Raw genomic sequence first — 22,912 nt, forward strand, 5'->3', positions numbered from 1 at the left:
GGTCGAGGGTTTGAAGGTTTAATAGAAAAGCTCAAAGACTAAAGCTGAAAGGTAAAAGAGAGCGTAATAAATAAAATGCCCTAGTGGTAAATAAAAAATAAGTAAAAAGTTAAGTGTGATGGTATTAATGTCTTGACACTAGATACTCACCACTTGATACTAAAAAATAAAAAAAAAATGAGCACGAATAATATCACATCAGGCAATACGAAGTCAGCAATGACCGGGCAGGGCCGTGTGGTTATTCTAGGGGCCGGCGAAAGTGGCGTTGGCGCCGCAAAACTGGCTCAGGCTAAAGGTTTCGATGTTTTTGTTTCCGATTATGGTGTAATTACCGATAAATATAAGGCTGCTTTAGAAAAACTTTCCATTCCCTTCGAGTCTGAAAAACATACTGAAGAGTTGATCTTAAATGCTAGCGAAGTCATTAAAAGTCCGGGCATTCCACCTACCGCACCAATCATTAAAAAATTGGTGGCCAAAGGGATTCCAGTGGTTTCAGAAATTGAGTTTGCCAAAAGATATACCCATGCAAAAACCATCTGCATTACAGGTTCCAATGGTAAATCAACGACGAGTTTATTAACCTATCACATCTTAAAAAATGCGGGGTTAAATGTAGGCTTGGCGGGTAATATCGGTCAGAGCTTTGCCGCACAGGTGGCTACAGAAGATTACGAATATTATGTGCTGGAAATTTCAAGCTTTATGCTTGATGATATGTTCGAGTTCAAAGCAGATATCGCTGTTTTACTTAACATTACCCCAGATCATTTAGATCGTTACGATTATAAACTGGAGAATTATGCGGCGTCAAAAATGCGCATTGTTCAAAACCAGACAGCAGAAAATGTTTTCATTTATTGTGCAGATGACGAAGAGAGCTTAAAAGCCATCGCACTGGCTAAACCCGTAGCGAAAGCTTTTCCCTTTTCAATTACTAAAAAAGTTGAACCGGGTGCTTATTTAGAAGAAACTACTATACATATCCTTACAGAACCAAATAACCAACTAACCATGTCTATTTCAGATTTAGCCTTACAGGGCAAGCACAACATTTACAATTCTATGGCCTCAGGCATTGTGTCGAAAGTTTTAGAATTAAGAAATGAGTCCATTCGCGAAAGCATGGGGAATTTCAAAAATATTGAGCACAGGTTGGAGCATGTGGCCAAAATTTCGGGGATCGATTTTATCAACGATAGTAAAGCCACCAATGTGAACTCTACCTGGTATGCTTTAGAGAGTATGACCAGCGATGTAGTGCTCATTATGGGCGGTGTTGATAAGGGGAACGATTATAACATGCTTAAGGATTTGGTTAAAAGTAAGGTAAAGGCCATTGTTTGCTTAGGTAAGGATAATAAACGTATCCACGATGCTTTTGAGGATGATGTAGAAGTAATTGTAAATACTTTTTCGGCTGAGGAAGCGGCACAGATTGCTTTTCATTTAGCTAAACGTGGCGATGCGGTATTGTTATCGCCTGCTTGTGCAAGTTTTGATTTGTTTAAAAATTACGAAGACCGCGGTAATCAGTTTAAAGCGGCAGTTAGAGAATTATAATAGGAGGCTCAATATATGTTGCAGGCACTACTTAATAAAACAAAAGGCGATAGATGGATCTGGTTGATCATCATCCTGCTTTCGCTTATATCTGTAATGGCAGTGTACAGTGCAACAGGTACCTTAGCCTATAAAAAAGGAGAAGCCGTAGAGAAGCTTTTGCTCACCAAGCACTTAATTTTTGTGTTGATGGGTATCGGGATGATCTATATCGCCCACCTGCTGGATTATCGCTATTATGCAGGAATTTCGAAGGTGCTGATGATTGTAACCATTCCGCTGTTGTTTTATACGCTGATATTCGGAACCAACTTAAACGATGCTTCCAGGTGGGTTAAAATACCGGTAATCGGATTAACTTTTCAAACTTCCGATTTAGCCAAACTGGCTTTGATTACCTTTTTAGCCCGGATGCTGACCAAAAAGCAGGAAAATATTAAAAATGTTAAAGAGTCATTTATACCAATTATGGGCTCGGTTTGTGTGGTATTTGTTTTAATCGCACTGGCTAACCTGTCTACAGCATTAATGCTGTTTGGTGTAAGCATATTGCTGTTAATTATCGGTAGGATCAGTATTAAACAGATCGCGATTGTTTGTGCAGGCGGTTTCGTACTGCTGCTGTTTGTTTTCTTTTTAGGACCAAGAAGGAAAACCTACATGTCGCGTATCAATACGTTTATACATCCCGAGATGCAGCATTCAGATAAAACTTTCCAGGCAGATCAGGCAAAAATTGCCTTAGCTACTGGTGGTGTTTTTGGTAAAGGACCAGGTAATAGTACGCAGCGCAATTTCCTACCACACCCGTATTCCGATTTTATTTTCGCCATTATTATTGAAGAATGGGGAACTGTGGGAGGAATTGTAATCATGATACTATACCTGGTGCTTTTATACCGATGTATCAAGATCGTAACCCGGGCGCCCAAGGCCTTTGGTGCGTTGCTGGCAGCCGGACTGAGTTTCAGTCTCACCATTCAGGCCTTCGCTAATATGGCGGTAGCTGTAGGGCTGGGGCCGGTAACCGGGGTTCCGCTTCCATTGGTTAGTATGGGCGGTACATCCATGATCTTTACCAGTGTGGCCTTTGGGATTATCCTCAGCGTAAGCCGTGATGTAGAAGAAAATGCAAAACTGACACCGAAGGAAGAAAAAATAAATAATAAGATAATTGTTGGAGAGATTCCAGCGATCGCCTAAATAGGTTAAGCGTTAGCGGATTGGAAGTATATCCAATAACTCAATTTGAATAAATAATAAAAAGCTTGGCGTGCTTTGCGAAAAACTCAGTGCTCTTTGCGGTTAAATAACAATTAAAATGAATAATTCCCCAAAAATTATCATATCAGGTGGTGGCACCGGCGGGCATATTTTCCCCGCCGTGGCCATAGCCAATGCGCTAAAACGCATGGTGCCAGCCTGTGAAATTTTATTTGTGGGTGCTATAGGGCGAATGGAAATGGAAAAAGTTCCTGCAGCCGGATATAAAATTATAGGATTGAATATTAGCGGGATGCAACGTGGCTCGATTATTAAAAATCTGGCGCTCCCGTTTAAGGTAATCGGTAGCGTGCGCAAAGCCATGCAGATTATTAATGATTTTAAACCCGATGCCGTAGTCGGTGTGGGTGGTTATGCCTCAGGGCCGCTATTGTATGCAGCCTCTTTGAAAGGAATTCCTTACCTCATCCAGGAACAGAATTCTTATGCCGGAATAACCAATAAGTGGTTAGGTAAAAAAGCTTCGAAAATCTGTGTCGCCTTTGATGATATGGATCAGTTTTTTCCGGCGGATAGAATTTTGAAAACAGGGAATCCTGTCCGCCAGGAAGTGGTGGATATAAAAGGCAAACATTTTCAGGGTGCCGAACTGTTAAAACTCGATCCATTGAAAAAGACCATTATGGTTACTGGTGGAAGTTTGGGTGCAGGCACACTGAATAAAGCAATTGAAAAACATTTACCAGCTATTCTTGCGCAAGATGTGCAGGTGATCTGGCAAACAGGTAAATATTACTACAAGGGGATTATAGAAAGATTGGGCGTAGACTATCACCCCAATGTTCGAATCCTCGAGTTTTTAAATAAAATGGATCTGGCTTATGCAGCAGCAGATGTGATTGTGAGCCGGGCAGGTGCCGGAACCATAGCAGAACTTTGTTTGATTAAAAAACCGGTGATACTGGTGCCTTCACCAAATGTAGCAGAAGACCATCAAACTAAAAATGCGATGGCCCTGGTTAAAAACGGAGCGGCAATATTAATTAACGACCGCTCTGCAGAAGATACCCTGGTTAAAGAAGCATTAGCCCTGTTAAACAATAAAGAGCAGTGCGAAACGCTTGCCGAAAATTTAGCTAAGATGGCATTGCCAGAAGCAGATGAAATTATTGCGAACGAAGTATTGAAATTGATTAAGTAAAGATATGAGAAACTAGATGTAAGATATGAGATCAGACTATTTGTCTAGTATCTCAAATCTTACATCTCAAATCTAATAAAATGGAACTAAGTAAAATAAATAGGGTTTTCTTTGTAGGTATCGGTGGTATCGGCATGAGTGCGCTTGCCCGTTATTTTGCTAAACGCGGACAGGTAGTTTGTGGTTACGATAAAACCAGGACCAGGCTGACTGAAACCTTGGAGCAGGAAGGCATTCTCATTACTTATCTCGATGAAGCCTCTTCGCTGCCTTGTGCATTTTTGGATAATCATGATGATACCCTTGTGGTTTACACACCGGCGATTCCAAAAGATTCCAAAATTTTAAACCATTTTATAAGTAAAGGTTTCGCGCTTAAAAAGCGTTCTGAGGTTTTAGGGATCATCAGTAAAGGGATGTTCTGTATTGCGGTTGCGGGTACGCATGGCAAAACCACTACATCTTCTATTGTTGCACATATTTTAAAAGATACCGGCTACGATTGTACGGCCTTTTTAGGCGGGATAACCAGTAACTATAACAGTAATGTGCTTTTTGGGAAAAACAACGTGGTAGTGGTAGAAGCTGATGAATATGATCGTTCGTTTCTAACCCTGCACCCGGATGTGGCTGTGGTAACCTCAATGGATGCCGATCATTTGGATATCTACGGAGATAAAAGTCACCTGGAAGAATCTTTCCGTTTGTTTGCCGGCCAGTTGAAAGCCGAAGGGGTACTTTATGCACATGAAGGATTGCCGCTGGAAAAAAGCATCAGTTATGCGGCAAGTTCAACGGCAACAGCGAGAGCAGAGAATTTAAGGGTGGAAGGATCGAAATTTGTTTTCGATTATGCCGATAACACCCAAAGTATCCAAGACATCAGTTTAATGCTTCCCGGTAAGCACAATGTCGAAAATACAACGGTTGCCATTGCTATTGCCTTACAGTTGGGTATCGATGCTGAAAAAGTAAAACAAGCGGTTGCAAACTTTAAGGGTGTTAAACGCCGCTTCGAATATATTGTGAATAACGGCAGTCAGATTTATATAGATGATTATGCACATCATCCTGAAGAACTGAGGGCTTGTTTTGATGCCGTGAGGCAGTTGTACCCTGATAAAAAGTTAACGGTAATTTTTCAGCCGCACCTGTTCACGCGGACAAGAGATTTTGCAGATGAATTTGCAAAAGTTTTAAGCACTGCCGACGAACTGATGTTACTGGAGATTTATCCGGCTAGAGAATTGCCCATTGATGGTATAAATGCACAGTTTTTATTGGATAAAATCACTTTAGCAGATAAGAAAATATGTGGAAAAGATTTTGTGGTTCAGCAGGTTAAGAACACAAAACCTGAATTAATTTTAACAGTGGGTGCTGGAGATATCGACACGATTATCGAGCCCCTTAAAAATACATTAAACAATGCTTAAACGGATAAACTGGAGCGCAATTTTTACTGGCTTTGCCTGGCTGATCAGCCTGGCAGGGGTGGTGGTGCTTTTGAGTTTTATCAATGTGAAGAAACAGACGGTTAAATGTACCGATGTTAAGATTTTAATTCCGGGTGCTGATAATTTTATTGAGCGCGAAGAAATCGATGCCATTTTAAAAGAAGATCAGGGTGTTCTTTTAGGGCGCAACCTCGAAAACATCAATATTCATAAGATCGAGAAAAAACTGCAGTCTAATCCTTACATCGGCTTTGCCAAGGTATATGTAGATATGGATGGAGTACTGCACATCGAAGTAAAACAACGCCAGCCTATCCTTCGTATATTGAACGAAAACGGGCAGGACTTTTACATTGATAATGATGGATTGAAAATGCCTATTTCATCAAACTTCACTGCTAATGTACTTGTGGCAACAGGACACATTACAGAAGTTTTTGGAAGTCGTGTAGATACCCTGCATACCCAACTGGCAAGAGATTTATATAAAACTGCTCAGTACATTAAAAAAGATACCCTTTGGGATTCGCAGATCGAGCAGATTGTGGTTGATCAGAAAAACGACATCGAACTGATACCAAGGGTAGGTAATCAGCGCATTGTTTTAGGTAATGCCGATTCGCTGGAGAAGAAAATGAAGAACCTGTTGTTGTTTTATAAAAAAGCAATGCCACAGGTAGGCTGGGATACTTATAAAACCATCAATATTAAATATACCAACCAGATTGTTTGCGAAAAAAGAGATTCAACAGAATTAGGAAAAAAAGCAAAAACAATTTCTGCCGCCGATAGTTTGAGGATACAGCGAAACGTGACCGATTCATTAATCAAGAGTACAATTGTTGCTGCGATGGATGACCGGCCTGAGGCAGATGAAGCAGAGAAGGAAGCGCCCAAAAAGCCCGAACCTAAAAAAGTGGAACCAAAAAAGGTAGAAGCACCTAAAGCTGAAGTGAAAAAGGCAGAGCCCAAAAAAGCTGAAGTAAAAACAGTAGCGCCTAAAAAAACGGAACCCATTAAAACAGAAGTAAAAAAGCCGGCAGTTACGCAGGCCACTAAACCAAAGGAAACAAAACCTGCGGATAAAAAAGAAAAACCGAAGCAAACGGTAACAACACAGCCAAAGCCGGCAAAATCTGAGGCAGATTTAAAAAAACAGAGAGAGGCAAGAGAGAAAGAAATCAGGGCCCTGGAAAAACAGTATAAAACTCAGCAAAATTAACGAATATGGACAAGGCAAAATTTACCAGTCAGTCGCCCATTGTAGTAGGATTGGATATCGGTACTACAAAAATTTGTGTTATCGTTGGTCGTAGAACACAACACGGTAAGATAGAAATCTTAGGAATAGGCAAAGCAGAATCGGCGGGTGTGACACGTGGAGTGGTTTCTAACATTCAAAAAACCGTGCAGGGTATTGCTCAAGCAGTTGAAGTAGCAAGCGGACAATCCAATGTAGAGATACAGGTGGTAAATGTGGGTATTGCTGGTCAGCACATTAAGAGCTTACAGCACAGAGGAATTTTAACAAGAAGAGAATTAAATAACGAAATCGGTAAAAAAGATATCGATAAGTTAATTGATGATATGTTTAAACTGGTGATGCCACCGGGTGAGGAGATCATCCATGTATTACCACAGGAATTTACCATCGATAACGAGCCGGGAATCAAAGATCCCATTGGTATGGCAGGGGTTCGCCTTGAAGCTAACTTCCATATCATTTCTGGTCAGGTTACGGCTGTAAAAAATATTATCAAATGTGTAAACAATGCAGGCTTGCAAACTCAGGATTTAATTCTTGAGCCATTGGCTTCTTCTGAATCGGTGTTGAGCGAGGAAGAAAAAGAAGCTGGTATTGCATTGGTTGATATTGGTGGTGGTACGACAGATATTGCCATTTTCCATGAAGGTATTATCCGTCACACGGCAGTTATCCCTTTTGGTGGCAATAGTGTTACCGAAGATATCAGAGAGGGCTGCTCTGTTATGCGAAACCAGGCTGAGTTGTTAAAAACACGTTTTGGTTCGGCATTGGCTGAGGAGAATAAAGAAAACGAAATTATTTGCGTTCCGGGTTTACGTGGCCGCGAACCAAAAGAAATTTCGGTTAAAAACCTGGCTTATGTGATTCAGGCCCGTATGGAAGAAATTATTGAACACGTGTATTACGAAATCAAATCTTCCGGATACGAGAAAAAACTGATCGGTGGTATTGTGATTACCGGAGGTGGTGCTTTATTAAAACACTTGTCTCAGGCGGTTGAATATGTAACCGGTTTAGATTGCCGTATTGGTTATCCGAACGAGCATTTATCTAAATATGAAGATATGCCTAAAGCCATTTACGATGATTTGAAAAGCCCGATGTATGCAACCAGTGTTGGCTTGCTGATCAAAGGAATCCAGAAAGCAGAAGAGTTAATTGAAGAAATGAAACAGCCCGGTGTTTTTGTAGAAAAACCAAAAACAGCAAAAGAAAAAGAGAAACGAGGACCAGGTTTGTTTGATAAATTACTGGCAAAAACAAGAACTTTCATTCAGGATGATATGAATGTAAGCGATGAAGATTACTTAAAAAGTTAATTATTTTTCCACAAAAGATGAGTTTTCCACATTATTAACAGTTGTGGAAAACGTCTGTTGAAAAAGTGTTAATATTACATTGAGTAATGAACAGAATTTAAAAATTTTTAAACAACTGATTCATAAAGATATGCAGTTCGAAATGTTAAAAGATAAGTCTTCAATCATCAAGGTAATTGGTGTTGGGGGCGGTGGCGGCAACGCAGTGAACCATATGTACCTGTCTGGTATTACTGGTGTGGATTTTATTATTTGTAATACAGATGCCCAGGCTTTGGAATCTAGCCCTATACCTAACAAGGTACAATTAGGTGCTAGCTTAACCGAAGGAATGGGAGCTGGTTCTATTCCTGAGGTTGGTAAAAACTCAGCTATAGAGAATATAGATGATATTAAGGCAATGTTAGGTAGTACAACCAAAATGCTTTTTATTACAGCAGGAATGGGTGGTGGTACCGGAACAGGTGCTTCTCCAATCATTGCAAAAGCAGCTAAAGAACTTGATATTTTAACTGTGGCCATCATTACTACACCATTTTCTTTCGAAGGAAAAAGACGTAGACTGCAGGCCGACGAGGGAATGGAAGAGTTGAAGAAATACGTAGATTCTTACCTGGTGATCTCTAACGATCGACTGCGCGAAATCTTCGGAAACTTAACCTTAGGTTCTGCATTTGGTCAGGCCGACGATATTTTAACGACGGCAGCAAAAGGTATTGCAGAGATTATTACAGTGCCAGGTTATATCAACGTGGATTTTAAAGATGTGCGTACGGTAATGAAAGATAGTGGCGTAGCCATTATGGGTAGTTTTGCCGCTGAGGGCGAAGACCGTGCATTACAGGCGGTGGAAGGTGCTTTAGCATCTCCATTATTAAAAGATAACGAAATCGAAGGTGCCCGTTACATTTTATTGAACATCAGTTCTGGTTTGCGTGAAGTAACCATGGATGAGGTTTCGATCATTACCGATTACATTCAGGAGAAAGCCGGTTTATCGGCTGATTTAATCTGGGGTAACTGTACCGACGAATCTTTAAGCGATAAACTTTCGGTAACCATTATTGCTACAGGTTTCCAAACATCAGAAGAACGCGTAAACGAAGAAAAAAATAAAAAGAAAATATCACTTTTAACACCTGAAGAAGCGCCGCTGGTTCGTCCCGTTGAACCAGTAAATTCTTTCATTCAGCCTAAAACAACGCCATCTTACGAGCCTGTTTTAAAAACGAAGGAAGAAGTTTCGCAGGCAGATCTTTTTGGTGGTATGTTCAATAAATCTGAGCCTCAAAAAGTTCAGGAGCCAGAAAATAATGTGGTTCGCCATACTTTGATGGAGGAAGAACCCCAGGTAGAAGAAGCACAGGAAACTGGTTTTGAGTTTGAAGTAAAATTAGCTGAAACTAATTTTGTATTCGAAACACCGGTTGCCCAAATGCCGCCAATGCCTGAGCCTGAACCAGAAATCGAAATGCCGGTTGTAGGTTTAGACGACGACAAAAGCGATGAATCGATGGAAGAGCAATTGAAAAAATCTAAAGAACGTATCTTACGTTTGAAAGATTTAAGTATGAAATTGCGTACCACCAATGGTTTACAGGAATTGGAAAACGAACCTGCTTACAAACGCAAACAAATGCAGTTGCAACAAGTTCAGCATTCTTCAGAATCGCAGGTGAGCAGATTTACTTTAAGCAATGATCAGGACGGTGGTACTGAGATCAGACCGAACAATTCTTTCTTGCACGATAACGTTGATTAAAACAAACCAAATATAATTTTAAAGCCCCGATGTAAAATCGGGGCTTTTTTGGCATAAAATTGGAGTGTTAAAAAATCTTAATTAACACCTAAAAGATCATTAGGTTGATTTTAAGACGAATAAAGCTTAAATTCGCAAAATTTTATTATAAAAAACACATAATACATTGGATATATTTGATAAGATAGCAAAGCACATGGGGCCACTTGGCCAACACCAGAAATGGTCTCATGGGTATTTCTCATTTCCAAAATTAGAGGGAGAAATTGCACCTCATATGCAGTTTCGTGGAAAAGAGCATTTGGTTTGGAGTTTAAACAACTACTTAGGCTTAGCCAATCACCCGGAAGTTAGAAAAGCAGATGAAGAAGCTGCTGCAAAATTTGGTATGGCTTACCCGATGGGTGCCCGTATGATGAGCGGTAACTCAAACTATCACGAACAGCTGGAGCAAGAACTTGCAGAATTTGTAGGCAAACCTGATGCATTTTTATTAAACTACGGATATCAGGGTATGGTATCTATCATCGATACCTTAGTTGATCGGAATGATGTGGTGGTATATGATGCAGAATCGCATGCCTGTATTGTAGATGGATTACGTTTGCACATGGGTAAACGATTTGTTTACAAACATAATGATATTGAAAGTGCCCGTAAGCAATTAGAGCGTGCAACCAAACTGGTTGAAGAAACTGGTGGTGGTATTCTTTTAATTACAGAAGGTGTTTTCGGAATGAGCGGTGCCCAGGGTAAACTAAAGGAGATTGTTGACCTTAAAAAAGATTTCAACTTCCGTATCCTGGTTGATGATGCACATGGTTTTGGTACAATGGGTAAAACCGGTGCGGGTACACACGAAGCACAAGACTGTATTGAAGGAATTGATGTTTACTTCGGAACCTTCGCCAAATCAATGGCAGGTATTGGTGCTTTCGTTGCTTCAACAGAACAAATTACCAACTTCTTAAGGTATAACATGCGTTCTCAGACTTTTGCTAAGGCATTACCTATGCCAATGGTAATCGGTTTGTTAAAACGCTTAGAATTGCTAAAAAGCAAGCCTGAATTAAAAGATAAACTTTGGGAAATTGCAATGACCTTGCAAAAAGGATTACGCGAACGGGGATTCGATTTAGGGGTTACCGATTCAGTAGTTACGCCTGTTTTCTTAAAAGGTGAACTTTCTGATGCAACTGCGATTACTTACGACTTACGCGAAAACTACAGCATCTTTTGCTCAATCGTAGTTTATCCGGTAATTCCAAAAGGTATGATCGAACTGCGTTTAATTCCGACAGCTGTTCACACGCTGGAAGATGTACAACGTACTTTAGATGCTTTTAGCGAAGTTGCTGAAAAATTAGAAAACGGATATTATAAAGAGAATCTATTCGCTACCGTTTAAGATCAATGAAAATTTTACAAAGCCCTTTAAATGCGTTTAAAGGGCTTTTTTATGGAGTAGTTTTTTGTAAAAACCTGTATTACAGCTGTTTGAGCTGGTTATTTTTCAGGTAATATGTTTATAAATGCATAGAATGTGGAAAAAAACGGCGTAGAAGGCCGTTTTTTATTCTTCTAAAAATTTTTTTATTTCATCAAACCCTTTAAATTAGAGTAGATAATTAAAAACTAAAAACCTTAAAGAACCATAGGAGTAATTAAAAATGAAAAAATTCGAAGAAGTAAAAAGTTTAGTGGCAGCTTTAGAAGCTGATGCAGACAAATTTTATAACAAAGGTAACAGCGCTGCTGGAACCCGTATACGTAAAGGTATGCAGGATTTGAAAAACTTAGCTCAGGCCATCCGTTTAGAAGTTCAGGAAACCAAAAACAAAGCTTAAGCGACCAAAATATTATAATGAAGAGCCTCAGGATATTTCTGAGGCTTTTTTTGTACACTACATTTTCTTATTGTTATTTATCACTAAATGTCATCTTTACTGTAAAATATATAAGACAAATTATCTTTCATTGCTTAACTTTCCTTAGCTTTCTATTTATTTGCTCCAGCCAGCCTTTTAGGTACAAACATTAAACGAAAATTTTGATTTTAGGGTATATGGAAAGCTTTGTGTTCAGGCAAAGTAGATAAAGCATACCAATTGCGTCATTCATTTGGTATGAAGTGCTAACATTATTAACTGTATAAGGTGTCAAAACATTTGCAATACAATAAAGCAGAAAGTAAGGATGTAGGGTATGTGTTGAATGTGCTGGGTAGCGTGCATCCTGTAGATACTAAATTGAAAGAAGAATTTGAGCAACACCTTTTAACGCTAAGTATTAAAAAAGACCAGATACTGTTCAATGAGAATGAAGTATGCGAGTACATCTATTTTATTGTTAAAGGCGCTGTAATGGGGTGTACCACCCATAATAAACAGAAAATAACAACCTATATCTCAGTCGAAAATGATTTTGTTAGTTCTATTTCAGGTCTTCATGGATCGGGTTATTCGGAAGAATATGTCGTAGCTGTTGAAGATACAGATCTGTTGGCCATTCACAATAATGAACTGAATCGTCTTTTTGCACATCACTTCGAGCTCAATTATATCTTTAGGGTTGTTTTAGAAAAATATTACAAAGATGCCCAGCACAGAGCACATATTATACGTGTGGGGAATGCAAAAGAAAGGTATCTGTATTTTGCCAAAACTAATCCGGGTTATTTAGATCGACTGCCTTTGGAACTGGTGGCTTCTTTGCTGAATGTTAAGGCCTCTACACTTTTATCCATCAAGAAAAATTTTTCAAAACCTAAAGAGCGTAGCAGAGACCTGGAAGAATGTGGGCGAAAATTGGAGCTCCACGTGAACAAACATCAATTGTTCAGGCAAAAAGATATCAGGCTCCACTCTCTCGCTCAAAAAATAGGGATAAGCAGTCATCAACTTTCGGTTGTTTTAAACAGCTATTTCAATAAAAGCTTTATTGATTATATTAACCAGTATCGGGTAACCTGGATCAAGGATAGCATCCGCAATCCGGAGATTATGCAAAATTTCACGCTGGAGGCACTGGCTTACAGTGCAGGTTTTTCTTCCAGAAGCGCTTTCTATAACGCTTTTAAAAAAGTAGTGGGAATGAGCCCTGTTGAGTATTCAAAGAACATCGGGAAGGAAAAACGTTAACTTAACGTTTTTGTTACAAAAACGTCGCTTTAAGCTGCTTTTTACTCGCTAATTGTACTGATTTATAATATAGGACAAACTTGGTCCTGTTATCTTCGCCAGAAGTGGCCTGAATGGCTAATTTCGTTCAATAAACATTAACGATATAGCTTTCACTGGCTTTTTAGCCACAATTGATTAAAACTATGATAAGAATAATGCGTGCTGCAGACTGGAGTGAGGTTAGTGCTATTTATCAGGAAGGAATCGATACAGGTACTGCGAGTTTTAGAACCCCTGATATTTCCTGGAAAGACTGGGATTCATCACACCTTAAAGCTTGCAGGTTCGTGGCCTGCAAAGGTAAAGAAATTGTAGGTTGGAGCGCACTTTTGCCGGTATCTGCAAATTACGATATTGGTAGGGTAGGCGAGATAGAAGTGTATGTTAAACATGGCTACAAAGGCCAAGGGATAGGCTCCTTATTATTGGATGCCTTGGTTAAAGAAAGTGAAAATAAAGGCATTTGGATGCTTCAGGCTGGAATATTTCTACAAAATTCAGCCATATTGAAAATCCACGAAAAAGCGGGCTTTAGGGTAGTAGGATACAGGGAAAAAATAGGTAAAGCCAAAGGCGTGTGGCAGGATAACTTGTTAATGGAAAGAAGAAATAAATTAATTGCTTAACATTATTAAAAGAGAGATTGTATTATAAATGCAATCTCTCTTCAAATGCTTTCATGTTGAGCTTGTTGAACATATTTCAACAAGCTCAACATGACAAATCTTATAAAAATCTCCTTTTCTACTTAACGGATAAATTTATAATCATCTAATCGGTCTGATTTTACAAAACGCGTAAGTTTTCCCTGATAAAAGTAAAAGAATGTGAAGGGTTCGGGTTTGGGAATAAACGATGTGGTGATGATGCGATAAATACTCGTTCCATCATCATTGGCCAGCATCAGTTCTGCAGAGCGGTTAACGCGTTTGAATTCATTTTCTGGCATACCGATCGTAATTGACGATTCCTGGTAGGATCTGCTCTTGCAGCCCATAGCCATTACCGCCACCAGGGCGATTAATACTAATTTTTTCATTGTGTGTTATATTTGTGTGTATCGAAGCCAATTCAATAATGATGCCCTTAATATGCTTAAAACGCTTGTAGGATTGCAGTTTTTAGCGTTTGTTTTAAGGTATTGATTGTCAGAATATTAATTTGCGTAATTTTTTATTTACACACAAAAAAACAGATTGTCTTCATTTACTTTTCAGCAAAATCAAACAATCTGTTCTAAAATATGATTATGGAGCAGCTTAAGCTACTTCACTCAGTTTTTCTATTTCTGCTATAATTGATTTTTCTAATGATGCAGAAGCTTTAACCAGTGGTAATCTTACCGTATCGCCACAAACACCTAAATGTTTTAATGCCGCTTTTATTCCTGCCGGATTGCCCTCAGCAAAAGCCAAACGGGTGAATTCTATTAAGCCCAAATGAGCAGGCAAAGCAACTTTATAATCGCCAGCTAAACATAGTTTTACCATGTCTGAGAACTGTTTAGGTAAAGCGTTACCGATTACTGAAATAATCCCTGCAGCACCTAACGCGATCATGGGCAAAGTAACCGGGTCATCACCAGAGATTAAAAGAAAATCTGCTGGTTTATCTCTCATAATCTGGTTAAACTGATCAAAACTACCTGAAGCTTCTTTGGTAGCAATAATGTTTTTAAAATCATGCGCCAGTCTACAGGTCGTTTCCGGACTCATGTTGCTTCCTGTACGACCTGGTACATTGTATAAAATCAAATCTAAAGGAGAAATTTCAGCTAAATATTTATAATGCTGATAAATTCCTTCCTGAGTAGGTTTATTGTAATAAGGACTAACCGATAAAATTGCGCTATAACCAGCAGCATCGAAAGATTTAATATCTTCAGCCACGGCTAATGTGTTATTGCCACCTATGCCGGCAACTAACGGTAATCTGTTGTTATTAATTTCAGCAGTATAGGCCCACACCTTCTTCTTCTCGTCCTTGGTCATTGTAGCGGTTTCGCCGGTTGTACCTAAAGAAACGAGGTAATCTATCCCTCCGTCTACCAAATGATTAATCAGGTTTTTTAAGCCGTTATAATCAACTGATCCATCTGTGTTGAAAGGTGTAACCAATGCCACACCAGTACCCTGAAATTTGTTCATTATATAATTTACTTTTTGTTTTTACCACGGAGCAACAAAGGGCGCCGAGGCTTTTATCTTTAGGTTATAAATAGCTATTTATAACTCTTTTTATTCCATCTTTATTTTTGCCTCATCAAAATTAATGAGTAATGCATATTAACTTTTTAGCATTTCTAAAAGTTCTGCGTCGCTGATGATCGGAACGTTTAACTTATTGGCTTTTTCCAGCTTTGATGGACCCATATTGTCGCCTGCAACCAGGTAATTCAATTTGCCTGAAATACCGCTCAGCATCTTGCCTCCATTGGCTTCAATCATGTCTTTTAGTTCATCGCGGCTAAAGTTTTCAAAAACGCCCGAAATTACGAATGTTTTTCCAATAAGCCTATCACTATCAAGCGTAATTATCTTTTCTTCAATTTCAAACTGTAATCCTGCCGATTTTAATAATTCTACCTGCTGTAAATGCTCAGATTTTCCAAAATATTCAACAATACTCTCTGCAATCCGTTGCCCAATCTCATCAATTGCGATGAGTTCCTCTACTGTGGCATTAGCAAGTTTGTCGATATTCTTCACCCCAGCAGCGGTTTTTTTCGCAACAGTCTCACCAACATATCGGATGCCCAATCCAAAAAGTACTTTTTCAAAGGGCATTTCCTTCGATTTTTCAATTCCCGCGAGCATGTTTTCGATTGATCGTTCCCCGAAACGGTCTAAGGTTTTTAACTGATCAGATTTTTGATACAAGGTGTATAAATCGCTGATATGGTTTACCAGGCCGTGTTTGTAAAATGTTTCGATGGTTTCATCACCGAGCCCATCGATATTCATCGCTTTGCGCGAAATGAAATGCTGGATTTTTCCCACAATCTGCGGCGGACAACCTTCATCATTAGGGCAGTAATGTACTGCTTCACCTTCTTTTCTGATCAGTTCGGTTCCACACTCCGGGCAATGATGGATATAATGCACCTTGGTTGAACCAGGTAAGCGTTTATCAAGATTTACCTTGATGATTTTTGGAATAATCTCACCCCCTTTTTCTACATAAACGGTATCACCTTCATGTAAATCTAAACGATCTATCTCATTGGCGTTGTGCAATGTGGCTCGTTTAACCGTAGTACCAGCCAATAACACAGGTTTTAAATTGGCAACCGGTGTAACGGCACCGGTTCTGCCCACCTGATAAGTTACTTTTTCTAAAACGGTTTCAACCTCGGCTGCTTTGTATTTATATGAAATGGCCCAACGTGGCGATTTGGAGGTAAAACCCAATTCTTGTTGTTGGGCATAACTGTTTACCTTGATTACAATGCCATCAATATCATAACTCAGTTTAAAACGTTCGTTTTCCCAATGGTGGATAAATTCCAGTACAGCATCAATGTTAGCAACTAGGCGATTATGTTCGCAAACATGGAAACCCCAATCTTTTACGGCATTTAAACTTTCCCAATGGGTTTTGAATTCATTTTTATCGGTGTACAGGAAATAAATAAAACCATCTAAAGGCCGTTTAGCGACTTCTTTGCTATCCTGCATTTTTATGGTGCCTGATGCAAAGTTGCGCGGATTGGCATAAGGAATTTCGCCCAGTTCTTCCCGCGCTGCATTTAAACGTAAAAATGCTGCTTTGTGCATAAAAATTTCCCCACGGATTTCGAAATGTTCAGGTGCAACAGTCGGTTTAATCTGGTGCGGGATGGTATGGATGGTTTTTACATTGTTGGTTACATCATCGCCCTTGGTGCCATCACCACGGGTAACCGCACGTAAAAGTTTACCGTTTTCGTAAGTAAGGCTAATGGATAGGCCATCAAATTTTAATTCGCAAACGTATTCAAAATTATCACCAATCGCTTTACGGATACGCTCGTCAAAATCGCGGAGATCCTGCTCGTTATAGGTATTCCCCAATGATAACATCGGGTATTTGTGGTTTACCGTAATGAAGTTTTTAGTAATATCGCCACCCACACGCTGCGTAGGCGAATTGGGATCGGCAAAATCAGGATTTGCTTTTTCGAGCTCAGAGAGGTGCTTTAATTTTTTATCAAATTCATAATCGCCAATGGTGGGCATAGCCAGTACATAATAATTATAATTGTGCTGGTTTAATTCGGCCACCAGGGCATCCATTTCTTGTTTTATTGCAGTTTGCGACATAAGACAAATATAGAAAAAGGAGCAGAGTGATTAATATTTTAGTTGTAAAAGCTGTAAATCTACTTTCTTGCTAAAAATGCCCATACGCTCAACAAATGGAATAATAAAACTACCATTTAGCCAGCTGATGGACTCGGTATTGGCATAATAAGAATTTTTGATGTCGTCCTTAGATATCAGATTGATTTTGTTTATTGTACCCGATTCCAAGTTCATTTCAGCATATACGGTAGCAACTGAAGTAAGACCATCTTTTTGGTTAGCTAAGATTCGAAGGGTTTTCTCTGCCAGGTTGAACGAAACCTCTGATCCCTCTCCCGCGATACTACTTGTATAATCACGGGGCAAGAATTGATGATAGAGTGGTTTCATTTGAACATCATAGGCATTCATCAGAAGTGATCCCTCAGATGTAATAGAACCATGGCTGCTCGTAACAGAGAACCTTGGAGAAATAGTAACGAGAAGCGTATTGTTGTATTCTGCAATATGTCTGATATTCATGTATTTAATATCTGAGAAAGTCAGATCGTTGAATTTTTTGTTGACCGGTACAAAAGACTTTTGCAGATCTTTAATATGGGTTTTATCAAAAACTTCCTTTGTTGAGGTATAGGTGCCGTTATTGAAATCGATTTTTGCAATTAACGTAGAGCGTTCCTTGTTCGTATTTTTGTAGAATATGCCAATGTAATTTACCAGGGGCTTTTTACTACTTGCAAAACTTATCGACGATATTTCATCCTGGTTAAAAGCATCCAAAGGAATGCTAACGGTTTTGAGTGGACTAGGGTTGCTGCTTAAATAAATTGCCACATTACATTTTCCTTTCGAAGCATCTACCGTGCTGATGATAAAACTGCCGTCATCCGCACAAGACGCTTTCCAGGTATCACCATCTGGCATTTCAGGCTCCATTTTTTGAATCTGCTCCAGTTTATCATTAAAGTCGATAACGGTATAGCTTTGAGATTCATTAAAGTCCTTATCCATTTTTAGTGCCGTGAAGAAGCCAACAACAGGTAGTCCAATATGCACCTTGCGTTTTAGGCCGGTTAATCTGGTGGCCATCTTAAAATAAGAGCCATCTTTAGCCATAAAAAATTCTGGTGTTTCAACATAATCTTTGCTTCCTTCGTAAATTACTTTTTCGGAAAGTATTTTACCGGTTTTTTCTTCGAGAAGATAGGCTTTAAACTGGTTGGTGAAACTTTTGAAATAACTGCGGTCTGAAGCAGCAATAACCATGATATTGCTTTTGAACTTTCCAATGGCCATTGGAAAACCGACAAGTGTTGTCAGCCATTGCTGACTGAGCTTATCATCAACGGTAACCACTGCAAAGTCGGCTTTGGGAACGTCAACAATCATGGCGATGGCATTACCCGATAAATCTACCTTCGTGCCATAATTGCTATCATAAGAAGCCCTGATGTTCCATGTTGGTTTTTTAATAACATTAATCTGCTGTTGAGCGAAGGTATTGAATTGCAAAAAGATAAGCAATAGAGAGAGAATTAGTTTAATTTTCATTTAGTTATTTGGTTTTTGCCCAAATATATCAAAATAATCAAACCAGTTTTTTCTCAATTTCCTTAAAAATATCCATATAGTCTTTTTCTAAAACCACTTTGAAAAGGCCTAGCTGGAAAGTGAGCTCCTGCAACTGCTTTTCACTTAAGGTTTCTGGCCATAAGCGCATACAGATCCTGTTAAGGGCATAACTGATGTTTTCGAGTTTTTGATAGCTTAACAGGTATTTACTGCTGATGAATTTTGCTAAAAACCCAAAAAATACTTCAGGATCTTTTAGCTTGCAGTGCTCCAGAAAATCGCTTAATGATTCTTTTTTTACTGCTTCGAGTTTATCGTAAAAATGGTTCACCTGGATCAAGTTGTGTTCAACCAATAAATGATCCAATAAAAGTTCTAAGCCAATATGCGCGAGAAATGACGGACGAACCGCCGTATTTTCAACTATAGGTTTAATGAGCTGCTTAAGTTCAGTGGTTTTTTCCAAAAAGAAATTAGAGGAATGAAAAAGTAGGTCGACAGCTAAATGTCTTTTCCATCCAAAAAGCAGGTTTTCCTCATCAGGATTTCCTTTAAACAAGAATTCGTTTTTCTGTGGGTATAAATTTGCCTCTTTTGCAGCATTTTTAATCAGATCTGGCAAAACCGTTCCCATTACCACATTGGCATCATTATTTGTCCGGTCGAAATAATAATGGGATAAAAAGTTCATCTTGCAAGGTAATGTTTTCTTGTATTGTTGTAAAGAACCAATAGTAAAATATGGGTAAGGATAGGGGGTGGAAAGATCAAATATGGTAACTCAATTACAATACCAACTAATTTGCTTTAAACTAAGCTAAAATTTTATCTTTGCACCCACATTATTAAAGTGTTTGTACAATGACGAATTTTGTTGAAGAGTTAAGATGGCGTGGCATGCTGCATGATATTATGCCGAATACGGAGGAAAAGTTAAACGAGGGTATGACTTCTGGTTATATCGGTTTCGACCCCACCGCAGATTCGTTGCACGTTGGTCACTTAACGCAGATCATGACACTGATTCATTTTCAAAATGCCGGGCACAAACCATTTGCTTTGGTTGGTGGTGCTACGGGTATGGTGGGCGATCCCTCGGGTAAATCTGATGAACGTAATCTTCAGACCCCTGAAATGATTGAGCATAACCTAAAAGGGATGAAAAAGCAACTGGCTAAATTCTTAAAATTTGAAGAGGGTGGAAATGGCGCAGTAATGGTTAACAATGCCGATTGGTTTAAGGATATGAATCTTTTTACCTTTATCAGGGATGTAGGTAAACACATTACCGTAAATTACATGATGGCGAAAGACAGCGTTAAAAGACGTTTGGAGGGTGATTCTGGTCTGTCTTTTACCGAGTTCTGTTACCAGTTGATTCAGGGTTACGATTTCTATCATTTATGGAAAAACGAAAACTGTTTGGTACAGATGGGCGGATCTGATCAATGGGGTAATATTGTTACCGGTACGGAGCTGATCAGAAGAAAAGATGCCGGTACAGCTTATGCCATTACCACACAATTGATCAAAAAGGCAGATGGAACCAAATTCGGTAAAACCGAGAGTGGTGCAGTTTGGTTAGACCCAGAGAAAACTTCTCCATATAAATTTTACCAGTTCTGGTTAAATGCATCAGATGACGATGTGAAAAAATGGATCCGCATTTTTACCCTTAAAAATAAGGAAGAAATAGAAGCCTTAGAAAAAGAACATGATGCCGCACCACATTTGCGTATCCTGCAAAAAGCTTTAGCTGAAGATATCACCATCAAAACACACTCTGTAGAAGCGCTGGAAACGGCTATTAAAACTTCAGAATTCTTGTTCGGAAATGGATCGTTAGAGTTTTTGAAAAGCTTGTCAGAAAATCAGGTGTTAGAAATGTTCGAAGGTATTCCGCAGTTTAATATTTCGAAATCTGAATTGGCTGATGGCATTGATGCGGCTACTTTGCTTGCAGAAAAGGCTGCTGTTTTCTCCTCTAAAGGCGAAACCAAAAAACTGATTCAAGGTGGTGGTGTTTCTGTAAATAAAGAAAAAGTAGCAGATGCTACCCAGGTTTTCAATACCGGTCATTTGATCAACGATAAATTTATTGTGGTACAAAAAGGAAAGAAAAACTATTTCCTTTTAATCGCAGATTAATATTTTCGGACCCAATGAAATTAAAGGTAAAAGATTTATTCATTGGGCTCGAATTTAAAATAGAACAGGAAGTTGATCTCCCAGCAGAAATTCTTTTAGCGCGTATCACTAAAGAATTAAAAAAACAGGATTACCTGATTTTAGATCGATCAATCCAAAAAATCCTGTTTGAACAAAGATTCCTTCATGAGAAGGTCACAATCTTTTATATTTGGGATAAAGTAAGAAATGGTAGTTTCGAAGTAGTTGAAAGTGATAGCCATCAAATCTTAAAATTTCTGTTTTCGGTATCAATATCTGGGATAATTCTGTCCATCCTTACCCTAATTGGGATATGTTGGATGATTGGCTATATGGTTTTCCCTCTTGCACTTATTTTTACAATACTCACGACTCAAAGAGTAATCGATATCAAAAACAAGACAAACGAAATTTTTAACGAGATTACCCGACCAGAAGTAAATTAATCATCGTCGTTATAATAAACTGGCTTTTAAAAATTTTTCTTTGATCTTAAGACTTTCGATCAACCGGTCGGCCATAAATGTGAGCATTGATCCAGGTGTGTGCTCTTCCGCTTCGAAAGTGTTCATGTAATCTGATTTGTTAATCAATTTAATGAATATAGGAGGATATTTAAACTTAAGGAGAATGATGTTCATGATGATTCTTGCAATTCTTCCATTTCCATCACCAAAAGGATGGATCGTATTTAAAAATTGAAAATGAAATTCTGTTACAATCTTCAAGATGTGGTCATCATTCGCATTTAATGTCAATGAGGATAAACGGTGGTTTGTCTTTTTTATTAAATCTGAGACAGCCACGGGTACATCATGAGGTTGTTTGTAGTAATGAATTTTACCAGATGAACGGGTAGTTACATTCTCAAGGATTTTGTACTTTCCAGGATCGTAGTGGATCGAATCAGACCATTGATCGGGGCTTTGCATCAGTACTTTATGAAGGCGTTTAATATTTGCCTCAGTAATCTTGGTTGCCTGGTATTGCCCGAAAACCTCATCAAGTACCTGCTGGTGATTTAAGATATCCAGACAATCGCTGGTGGATGTATTTTTAGGAGCTACAAATTCTTTTAGTAATTGTATGGTCTGCCCGTAGGTCAGCGCATTACCTTCTATCTTGTTCGAGTTATACGTAAAGTCAATCTTGATCTTTTCAATAAAGTCATGGTCCCAATCTTTACCTACATTAAAGGCATCTATTTTTTTTTTTAGGCGATCAATCTTTTTTAACTTCGCTAAAATATCCATTAAAGAAACTTAATATCATAATCAAAACCCTTGGTTTTTATCTTAAAAAGCCAGTTTTTGTAAAGATTTCTTCCAATCACAGGTTTTCCATCTTTGAGGATTAGGGTCTCTCCAAAGATAAAATGCTGGAGATCCTGCCGGAATTCCTTCCGGATATCATCCAGAAAAATTGTTTCCTTTTTATTTGAGATCTCAGATAGCTGTTTTAACCGCTTTGATATTACATTCAGGCTTGGCATTTCTTTATTTTAAGATTATCCCCTGGATCAAAATTAACAAATATTTGCTGACTTTTTTCTATAAGGGATATGATTTACTTTCTTTCAGAAAAGATTTTTAAATATCCTAATGGCAGAATTCTTCATTAGATCTATGTAAGTAATTTACTCATATTCTATTAGGCGGTCCTTTTCATCTTTTTTACAGTTAAAGCGGTAAACCAGTGTTGCGGTGGTTAATCTTCCAATGCCGCTAAAATCGATTCTAAATAATAAGTAGCTGAAAAACGCTTCGGAAACTTTATTCGCAAATTGATAGGGGTAATCAAATAGAGCGGGTTGCTTTTATACACTTGATCTTAAAAAGAAAAAAGCCACTAAAGTGGCTTAAATGAGATGCTAATTTCTAGATTTTTTAGTTAAATACGTAAAACTTATT

General features: G+C 38.6%; 19 protein-coding genes. 13 read left to right on the forward strand and 6 right to left on the reverse strand.

Features of this window, described 5'->3' with window-relative positions; translation table 11 throughout:
• Positions 1 to 177 precede the first annotated feature (177 nt).
• The 11 genes from murD to AC04QZ_RS16420 all read left to right on the forward strand — a co-directional run bounded on the left by murD (position 178) and on the right by AC04QZ_RS16420 (position 13,604).
• Complete coding sequence (murD, locus tag AC04QZ_RS16370; protein ID WP_478358658.1) at positions 178 to 1,566, forward strand: UDP-N-acetylmuramoyl-L-alanine--D-glutamate ligase; 1,389 nt, start codon at positions 178 to 180, stop codon at positions 1,564 to 1,566.
• A gap of 15 nt (positions 1,567 to 1,581) precedes the next feature.
• Positions 1,582 to 2,769 carry an FtsW/RodA/SpoVE family cell cycle protein gene (locus AC04QZ_RS16375; protein ID WP_478358660.1) on the forward strand — a complete coding sequence of 396 codons (1,188 nt, stop codon included), beginning with the start codon at positions 1,582 to 1,584 and terminating at the stop codon, positions 2,767 to 2,769.
• Positions 2,770 to 2,887: 118 nt separating this feature from the next.
• Entirely contained in the window at positions 2,888 to 3,991 is a 1,104-nt protein-coding gene (gene murG / locus AC04QZ_RS16380; protein WP_478358661.1) for an undecaprenyldiphospho-muramoylpentapeptide beta-N-acetylglucosaminyltransferase, read from the forward strand.
• Positions 3,992 to 4,071: 80 nt separating this feature from the next.
• Positions 4,072 to 5,427, forward strand: a complete 1,356-nt coding sequence (gene murC / locus AC04QZ_RS16385; protein ID WP_478358662.1) for a UDP-N-acetylmuramate--L-alanine ligase — start codon at positions 4,072 to 4,074, stop codon at positions 5,425 to 5,427.
• Positions 5,420 to 6,670 carry a cell division protein FtsQ/DivIB gene (locus tag AC04QZ_RS16390; protein ID WP_478358663.1) on the forward strand — a complete coding sequence of 417 codons (1,251 nt, stop codon included), beginning with the start codon at positions 5,420 to 5,422 and terminating at the stop codon, positions 6,668 to 6,670. The genes murC and AC04QZ_RS16390 overlap by 8 nt, the downstream gene beginning before the upstream one ends.
• A 5-nt stretch (positions 6,671 to 6,675) precedes the next feature.
• Positions 6,676 to 8,034, forward strand: coding sequence for a cell division protein FtsA (gene ftsA, locus AC04QZ_RS16395; protein WP_086545007.1), 1,359 nt, complete (start codon positions 6,676 to 6,678; stop codon positions 8,032 to 8,034).
• A gap of 130 nt (positions 8,035 to 8,164) precedes the next feature.
• The gene (gene ftsZ, locus AC04QZ_RS16400) at positions 8,165 to 9,796 is read left to right on the forward strand and encodes a cell division protein FtsZ (RefSeq protein WP_478359152.1); all 1,632 of its coding nucleotides are present in this window, start codon (positions 8,165 to 8,167) and stop codon (positions 9,794 to 9,796) included.
• Positions 9,797 to 9,962: 166 nt separating this feature from the next.
• Positions 9,963 to 11,204 (forward strand): aminotransferase class I/II-fold pyridoxal phosphate-dependent enzyme, encoded by a 1,242-nt coding sequence (locus AC04QZ_RS16405; protein WP_086545008.1) that lies wholly within the window; start codon positions 9,963 to 9,965, stop codon positions 11,202 to 11,204.
• A gap of 262 nt (positions 11,205 to 11,466) precedes the next feature.
• Positions 11,467 to 11,643 (forward strand): hypothetical protein, encoded by a 177-nt coding sequence (locus AC04QZ_RS16410; protein WP_029278061.1) that lies wholly within the window; start codon positions 11,467 to 11,469, stop codon positions 11,641 to 11,643.
• 309 nt (positions 11,644 to 11,952) lie between these two features.
• Positions 11,953 to 12,936, forward strand: coding sequence for a helix-turn-helix domain-containing protein (locus tag AC04QZ_RS16415; protein WP_478358664.1), 984 nt, complete (start codon positions 11,953 to 11,955; stop codon positions 12,934 to 12,936).
• 185 nt (positions 12,937 to 13,121) lie between these two features.
• Positions 13,122 to 13,604 (forward strand): N-acetyltransferase family protein, encoded by a 483-nt coding sequence (locus AC04QZ_RS16420; RefSeq protein ID WP_478358665.1) that lies wholly within the window; start codon positions 13,122 to 13,124, stop codon positions 13,602 to 13,604.
• Between the two features lie 122 nt (positions 13,605 to 13,726).
• On the opposite strand, the gene AC04QZ_RS16425 is transcribed toward AC04QZ_RS16420, so the two are convergent.
• The 5 genes from AC04QZ_RS16425 to AC04QZ_RS16445 all read right to left on the reverse strand — a co-directional run bounded on the left by AC04QZ_RS16425 (position 13,727) and on the right by AC04QZ_RS16445 (position 19,524).
• Positions 13,727 to 14,017: a hypothetical protein gene (locus AC04QZ_RS16425; protein WP_478358666.1), complete on the reverse strand. Its 291-nt coding sequence runs from the start codon at positions 14,015 to 14,017 to the stop codon at positions 13,727 to 13,729.
• A 220-nt stretch (positions 14,018 to 14,237) separates the two neighbouring features.
• On the reverse strand, positions 14,238 to 15,125 hold the full coding sequence (gene dapA, locus AC04QZ_RS16430) for a 4-hydroxy-tetrahydrodipicolinate synthase (protein WP_478358667.1): 888 nt from the start codon (positions 15,123 to 15,125) through the stop codon (positions 14,238 to 14,240).
• Positions 15,126 to 15,263: 138 nt separating this feature from the next.
• Positions 15,264 to 17,279, reverse strand: coding sequence for an NAD-dependent DNA ligase LigA (gene ligA / locus AC04QZ_RS16435; RefSeq protein WP_478358668.1), 2,016 nt, complete (start codon positions 17,277 to 17,279; stop codon positions 15,264 to 15,266).
• A gap of 30 nt (positions 17,280 to 17,309) precedes the next feature.
• Positions 17,310 to 18,812: a hypothetical protein gene (locus tag AC04QZ_RS16440; RefSeq protein ID WP_478358669.1), complete on the reverse strand. Its 1,503-nt coding sequence runs from the start codon at positions 18,810 to 18,812 to the stop codon at positions 17,310 to 17,312.
• Between the two features lie 37 nt (positions 18,813 to 18,849).
• Positions 18,850 to 19,524, reverse strand: coding sequence for an ACP phosphodiesterase (locus AC04QZ_RS16445; protein ID WP_086545015.1), 675 nt, complete (start codon positions 19,522 to 19,524; stop codon positions 18,850 to 18,852).
• Between the two features lie 170 nt (positions 19,525 to 19,694).
• Here AC04QZ_RS16445 and tyrS point away from each other — a divergent pair, with 170 nt between their 5' ends.
• Both tyrS and AC04QZ_RS16455 read left to right on the forward strand, forming a co-directional pair.
• Complete coding sequence (gene tyrS, locus AC04QZ_RS16450) at positions 19,695 to 20,981, forward strand: tyrosine--tRNA ligase (protein ID WP_478358670.1); 1,287 nt, start codon at positions 19,695 to 19,697, stop codon at positions 20,979 to 20,981.
• A gap of 14 nt (positions 20,982 to 20,995) precedes the next feature.
• Positions 20,996 to 21,448, forward strand: coding sequence for a hypothetical protein (locus tag AC04QZ_RS16455; protein WP_478358671.1), 453 nt, complete (start codon positions 20,996 to 20,998; stop codon positions 21,446 to 21,448).
• Between the two features lie 9 nt (positions 21,449 to 21,457).
• On the opposite strand, the gene AC04QZ_RS16460 is transcribed toward AC04QZ_RS16455, so the two are convergent.
• On the reverse strand, positions 21,458 to 22,255 hold the full coding sequence (locus AC04QZ_RS16460) for a Fic family protein (protein WP_478358672.1): 798 nt from the start codon (positions 22,253 to 22,255) through the stop codon (positions 21,458 to 21,460).
• Positions 22,256 to 22,912 lie beyond the last annotated feature (657 nt).

Source organism: Pedobacter folensis (assembly GCF_056490665.1).